This is a genomic window from Sinomonas flava, assembly GCF_039531875.1.
Lineage (GTDB): Bacteria > Actinomycetota > Actinomycetes > Actinomycetales > Micrococcaceae > Sinomonas > Sinomonas flava.
This window is the reverse complement of record NZ_BAAAQW010000009.1, coordinates 139,895-145,380: the sequence shown is the minus strand read 5'-3', so window position 1 is coordinate 145,380 and position 5,486 is coordinate 139,895. Positions and strand designations below refer to the sequence as shown.

Genomic DNA, 5,486 nt, shown 5'->3' with positions numbered 1-5,486 from the left:
GCCCCTCCAGTAGAAACAACCACCACCCGGCGGCCGCCCCGTCCCGAAGCAACTTCTCAAACCTACCAGATCATCTTCCCGGCCGCAAACTCCGCATTCGGAGCGCATTTCGTTGAAATGATCCTTCCCGGCTGTTCTGCCCACGCCTGAGCGCTGCTGCTTTCAGCTGGTTTGAAGGGTTCTTTTCGTCTTCGTCCTCGGCGTTGTGAGCGCCTCAGTCCCTGACGACTCGGAAAACATTACCCGCTGCCCTGGTGCCTCGCAAATCGACTGGGACGCCCGGGCGTGTCGTGCGCTGCCGGCCTCGCCGGGCGCCGTCCATCGCGCGGTCGTCCCGGAGACGCCGAAGGGGCGGCACCCGGGATGGGTGCCGCCCCTTGGGACGGGTCTTTCGTCTCTCGCGAGCCGTGCCGAGTCCTACCAGGAGGACTTGGTGACGCCCGGAAGCTCGCCCTTGTGCGCCATGTCGCGGAAGCGGACGCGGGAGATGCCGAACTTCTGGAACGTGCCGCGGGGGCGTCCGTCGATCTGGTCGCGGTTGCGGAGGCGGACCGGGGAAGCGTTGCGCGGAAGCTTCTGGAGGCCGAGGCGGGCGGCCTCTCGGGCCTCGTCGGTCGCGTTCTCGTCGACGAGGGTCTTCTTCAGCTCAGCGCGCTTCGCGGCGTAGCGCTCAACGATGGCCTTGCGCTGCTCGTTGCGGGCAATCTTGGACTTCTTGGCCATGTCTTAGCGCTCCTCTCGGAAGTCGACGTGCTTGCGGACGACCGGGTCGTACTTCTTCATGACCAGACGATCAGGGTCGTTACGGCGGTTCTTGCGGGTGACGTAGGTGTACCCGGTACCGGCCGTGGACTTGAGCTTGATGATGGGACGCGCGTCCTTGTCCTTCTTCGCCATCAGAGCTTCACACCCTTCGCAAGCAGCTCGGCGACGACCGAGTCAATGCCACGGACGTCGATGGTCTTGATCCCACGGGCCGACACCGTCAGGGTGACGTTGCGGCGCAGGGACGGGACCCAGTAGCGCTTCTTCTGGATGTTCGGGTCGAACCGACGCTTGGTGCGGCGGTGCGAGTGGGAAATGCTGTGACCGAACGCGGGCGATGCCCCGGTCACCTGGCAATGCGCTGCCATGTTTCGCTCCTCCAAGGTGTAGTCAAACAGTTGCAGTAAAAATGGCGGTCCGCAGATGCGTCCCGCCACCTCGATGCACCGTTCGTTCTGCAGCTTTCCGGAGGGTGACCAGGCGGGGTGAGAACCAGCCGAAGTATCCTCGCCGCGGTTAGACGGTGACTTCAGTGCCGAGAAGTGGACTCCACTGCATACGACAGCCTTAAATACTAGGCGCCGCGCCCCGAGGCCGCAAATCAGCGCCGCAGCGCGGACCGCGCCTGCTGGAACGCCTTCCCGGGCAGCTGCGACCACGCCCCGCGCGCCTGGCGCTCCTCGTCGAGGGCCGCCCTGAGCGCCCGCACTTCCTCGAGCAGCACCTCCTGGCCGCGCTGGAGCTCATCGATCCGCGCGTGGAAGCGGCCGACCTCGGCCGCCATCAGCTCCCGCTGGTAGACGAGCGGCCCCAGCCCGTACGCCGCCGCGTGCTCCCGAACGAGCCGATCCCGCACCTTGAGCGAGTAGACATGGTGGTCGAGATCGCCGGCGATCACACTGTTCGCGTCGGCGTCGGTCGCGCCGCGCCGCTGGTTCCAGAACGCGAGCGGGCGGCCCTTGACGTACCCGATGTGGTGCCGGACCAGGAACCGGAGGTGGAACTCCCAGTCGCCCACCACGGCGAGGGACTCGTCGAAGCCGCCCAGCTCGTCGTACACGGAGCGGCGGAAGAGGAACGAGATCGGTACGAAGCGGTTGTAGTGCAGTTGGTCCACCAGGGTGATGGCGTGCAGCTGGGGCTCGAAGATCACCCGCTCCTCGACCTCGCGGCCGGTGTCGGTGAGCTTCTCGAACACGATCTCGGTCTCGACGGTCACCCCGCCGTCGTCCGGGTGGGAGTCCAGGTGCGCGACCGTTGTGGCGAGGAACTCGGGCGCCCACTCGTCGTCGTCGTCGTGGACGGCGATGTACTCGCTGTCGGCAGCGGCGATGCCGCGGTTCGAGGCGGCCTCCATGCCCAGGCTCTCGGCGTGGTGCAGGACGAGGAGGCGCCCGGCGAGCCGCTCCTGGAAGTCGGCCAGGACCGCGTCCACGTCCGCGCTGTCCCCGCCGTCATTGACCACGACGAGGGTCCAGTCCCCGAAGGTCTGCTGGAGGATGTCCTCGATGGCGCGGCGCAGCAGGCGCGGCCGGTTCTTGGTCCGGGTGACGATAGCGACGCGGGCAGATGGTCGGCTCACGGTACTCATTTCGGGCGAGGCGGGCGATTCGAGGCAATGCTACGGCACCGCTCCCTCCCCGGCGCGCCGCCGCGCCTGCGGGCCCCGCGCCCAGTGCGCCCTGAGAATGAGCGCAAGCGCGGCAGCTGCCGCGCGCCTGTCAGAGGGGGACTCATGACTCAGCGCTCGACCCTGCCCGCCGCCTGCGCACTGCTCGCCATGGCCCTCGCACTCGCGGGCTGCTCTGGGACGGGCGCGCCGCCCGGAGCCTCCCCCGCCACGGGCTCAGGCGGCGGCACTGCGGGGAGCACGACGCCGGGCGGCTCCACCGGGACCGGTTCGCCGAGCGCTGCACCCACTCCCTCGGACCCGCTGGGCGTCCCATCGTCCGCGCAGAGCATCATCGCGCAGGATGCCCTCGTGTCGCAGACGTGCACGGCAGACGCGGCCGGGGCGTGGAGCTTCAGCGGGACCGTGCGCAACGACAGCCAGGAGCGGCGCACCTACACCGTGGCCATCGCCGTGACCGACGGGCCGAGCGTAGCGGGCCACTCACTCCAGACCGTGACCGTCAGTCCGGGCGGCACCGCGGAGGTGCGTGCGGAAGCCTTCGCGGTCACGAGCGGCCAGGGGCCGTCCGGTCCCGCGCAGCTGAGCTGTGACGCCGTCGTCTCCCAGGAGGTGGCCAAGTGACGCACCGCCGCCGGTTCCTCCCCGCGCTCCGTCCCGCAGCGATCGCCGCCGTCGTGAGCCTCGCCTCGGCCTTGGCCGCCGTGCCCGCCGAGGCGACCACCGCGCCGTCGCCCGTGCCGGTCCCGACGGCGACGGCAAGCGCGACGGTGGAGGCCGGCACCCCGGCCCCCAGCACCATGCCGTCCACCACCACCACGTCCAGCACCGCCGACCCCTCGTCAACGTCTCCGACGAGCTCCCCAGCCGCCCCGGCGACGGCACCTTCCACCGCGTCAGCTACCGCATCCGCCAGCCCGTCCGCCACGCCATCGGGGACGACAGGCACCTCGCCGTCGGCGGCTCCGGCTGCGACAGCCGCCGCACTCCCCTACTCGGTGGGCGGCGCGATCGGAGCGGTCTGGACCGCGGCTGGGGGAGAGTCCTCCTTCCTCGGCCTGCCGGTGGGGTCGGAGACCTGCGGCCAGCCCGACGGGGGCTGCTTCCAGGCCTTCCAGCACGGCTACATCTTCTGGTCCCCCGCCACCGGCGCGTGGGCCGTCAACGGGGCGATCCTAGGGACCTACGCCGCGCTGGGCCACAACCGCGGCTGGCTCGGCTACCCCACCGGACCCGAGACCTGCGGCCAGCCCGACGGCGGCTGCTTCCAGGCCTTCCAGCACGGCTACATCTTCTGGTCCCCCGCCACCGGCGCGTGGGCCGTCAACGGGGCGATCCTGGGGACCTACGCCGCGCTGGGCCACAACCGCGGCTGGCTCGGCTACCCCACCGGACCCGAGACCTGCGGCCAGCCCGACGGCGGCTGCTTCCAGGCCTTCCAGCACGGCTACATCTTCTGGTCCCCCGCCACGGGAGCGTGGGCGACCGGCGGCGCGATCCTGTCCCGCTACGCAAGCTACGGGCACAACCGCGGCATCCTCGGGTACCCGGTGGGCCCCGAGGTGTGCGCCGGCGGCGAGTGCATCCAGACGTTCCAGGGCGGGCTGATCGGCTGGTCGCCGGCGCAGGGCACCACCGTGTACGCGATGAGCGAGTGCAACGCCCTCAACAACGGCCGAAGCGTCTACGGCGCGAACGGCTCGGCGAGGGTGACCTTCGCGATCGCCGAGGCCTACGGCGTGACGGGCGTGACCGCGGTGAACTGCTTCAAGGTCGCAGGGCTGTTCGTCCCGCAGTGGATCACCGATGGCCAGGCGGGCAAGGCAGGATTCAAGGCCCCGGGCGTCCCCTCGGGCCCCACCCGCTACGACTACTCCCCGAGCGGGTCGTACACCGTCACCGAGGCGTTCGGCATCGGGAACCCCGGCACCGCCCTGCAGTACACGACCCTCAATCCCAGCTCCCGCTGGGGCGGGAACCCGTGGACCCCGACGTACAACACCTACTTCGAGTCGAGCTCATGGGTCGGGTACGACGAGAACATGTGGTACTTCGCCACCCGTTCCACGCACGACTACCGGCAGGGCGCGGTCATCAACTACAACCGCCCGCCGGACAGCGAGATCGTCCAGGATGCCGGCTTCGCCATCTTCCTGCACGAGAACAAGTCGCCCACGGCGGGATGCCTCGCGCTCGACGACTGGGCGGTCGTCGACTTCCTCCAGCGGTCCCGGCCCGGCGACCGGATCATCATGGGGGTGCGCGGAGACCTGTTCCGATGAGCCGACCGCGGGTGGGCCGGGAATGAATGCGCAGCGCTTTGAGTTGTAGCTTCAAGTAAGGCCCGAACGGCCACCCCAGCGACGAAAGCCCGCCACCGAGCTTCCGCCCTCTACGGAAAGAAGACCAGGATGACTGACATCACCATCATCGGCACCGGCAACATGGCCCGCGGACTCGCGTCCCGCGCGATCGCGGCCGGCAGGAGCGTCCAGCTCCTCGCGCACGAGGACAAGGCCAAGGCCGAAGCGCTGGCCAACGAGCTCGGGAGCGGCGTCACCACCGGCGTCCTCGGCGATTCCGTCGAGGGGCAGATCGTGATCCCCGCCGTCTACTTCGACGCCTCGAAGGCCATCGTGTCCCAGTACGGCGAGGCCCTCTCCGGCAAGGTGTACGTGGACATCACCAACCCCGTCGACTTCTCCACCTTCGACAGCCTCGCGGTGGCCGCAGGGTCCTCCGCCGCGGAGGAGCTTCAGAAGATCACGCCCGCCACCGTGGTCAAGGCCTTCAACACGACCTTCGCCGGCACGCTCGTCTCGGGCGAGGTCTCCGGGCAGCAGCTGGACGTCCTCATCGCAGGCGACGACGAGTCCGCCGTCAAGGCCGTCTCCGACTTCGCCTCCGCGGCCGGGCTCAACGCGATCACCGTCGGCCCGCTGCGCCGCGCCCAGCAGCTCGAGCAGACCGGCTTCCTGAACATCCTCCTCTCCGCCAACGACGACCTGCCCGACTTCCAGTGGAACTCGGCCCTCAAGTTCCTCCCGGCCGTCTGACCCCCTCCCGACCTCCGCGCACGCACGACGGCGGC

At 69.6% G+C, this 5,486-nt stretch carries 7 protein-coding genes; 3 read left to right on the top strand and 4 right to left on the bottom strand.

Going from position 1 to position 5,486, the window contains the following annotated elements; genetic code table 11:
• Nucleotides 1-417 precede the first annotated feature (417 nt).
• From rpsN to ABD298_RS15080, 4 genes are all read right to left on the bottom strand, one after another.
• The gene (gene rpsN, locus ABD298_RS15095; RefSeq protein ID WP_208710539.1) at nucleotides 418-723 is read right to left on the bottom strand and encodes a 30S ribosomal protein S14; all 306 of its coding nucleotides are present in this window, start codon (nucleotides 721-723) and stop codon (nucleotides 418-420) included.
• A gap of 3 nt (nucleotides 724-726) precedes the next feature.
• The gene (rpmG, locus tag ABD298_RS15090) at nucleotides 727-897 is read right to left on the bottom strand and encodes a 50S ribosomal protein L33 (RefSeq protein ID WP_043122011.1); all 171 of its coding nucleotides are present in this window, start codon (nucleotides 895-897) and stop codon (nucleotides 727-729) included.
• Nucleotides 897-1,133, bottom strand: a complete 237-nt coding sequence (gene rpmB / locus ABD298_RS15085; protein ID WP_208710540.1) for a 50S ribosomal protein L28 — start codon at nucleotides 1,131-1,133, stop codon at nucleotides 897-899. Before rpmB ends, rpmG begins: the two co-directional genes overlap by 1 nt.
• A gap of 233 nt (nucleotides 1,134-1,366) precedes the next feature.
• Nucleotides 1,367-2,347 carry a glycosyltransferase family 2 protein gene (locus ABD298_RS15080; protein WP_344300578.1) on the bottom strand — a complete coding sequence of 327 codons (981 nt, stop codon included), beginning with the start codon at nucleotides 2,345-2,347 and terminating at the stop codon, nucleotides 1,367-1,369.
• 153 nt (nucleotides 2,348-2,500) lie between these two features.
• Here ABD298_RS15080 and ABD298_RS15075 point away from each other — a divergent pair, with 153 nt between their 5' ends.
• The 3 genes from ABD298_RS15075 (at nucleotide 2,501) to ABD298_RS15065 (ending at nucleotide 5,451) form a co-directional block, all read left to right on the top strand.
• Nucleotides 2,501-3,019, top strand: coding sequence for a hypothetical protein (locus tag ABD298_RS15075; RefSeq protein ID WP_344300576.1), 519 nt, complete (start codon nucleotides 2,501-2,503; stop codon nucleotides 3,017-3,019).
• On the top strand, nucleotides 3,016-4,677 hold the full coding sequence (locus ABD298_RS15070; RefSeq protein ID WP_344300575.1) for a hypothetical protein: 1,662 nt from the start codon (nucleotides 3,016-3,018) through the stop codon (nucleotides 4,675-4,677). Before ABD298_RS15075 ends, ABD298_RS15070 begins: the two co-directional genes overlap by 4 nt.
• A gap of 129 nt (nucleotides 4,678-4,806) precedes the next feature.
• Nucleotides 4,807-5,451 (top strand): NADPH-dependent F420 reductase, encoded by a 645-nt coding sequence (locus tag ABD298_RS15065; RefSeq protein ID WP_344300574.1) that lies wholly within the window; start codon nucleotides 4,807-4,809, stop codon nucleotides 5,449-5,451.
• Nucleotides 5,452-5,486 lie beyond the last annotated feature (35 nt).

Excerpts from the sequence above, each read along its gene's own strand:
- ABD298_RS15075 (WP_344300576.1), top strand. The coding sequence starts at position 2,501 with ATGACTCAGCGCTCGACCCTGCCCGCCGCCTGCGCACTGCTCGCCATG.
- ABD298_RS15065 (WP_344300574.1), top strand. The coding sequence starts at position 4,807 with ATGACTGACATCACCATCATCGGCACCGGCAACATGGCCCGCGGACTC.
- rpmG (WP_043122011.1), bottom strand. The coding sequence starts at position 897 with ATGGCGAAGAAGGACAAGGACGCGCGTCCCATCATCAAGCTCAAGTCC.
- rpsN (WP_208710539.1), bottom strand. The coding sequence starts at position 723 with ATGGCCAAGAAGTCCAAGATTGCCCGCAACGAGCAGCGCAAGGCCATC.
- rpmB (WP_208710540.1), bottom strand. The coding sequence starts at position 1,133 with ATGGCAGCGCATTGCCAGGTGACCGGGGCATCGCCCGCGTTCGGTCAC.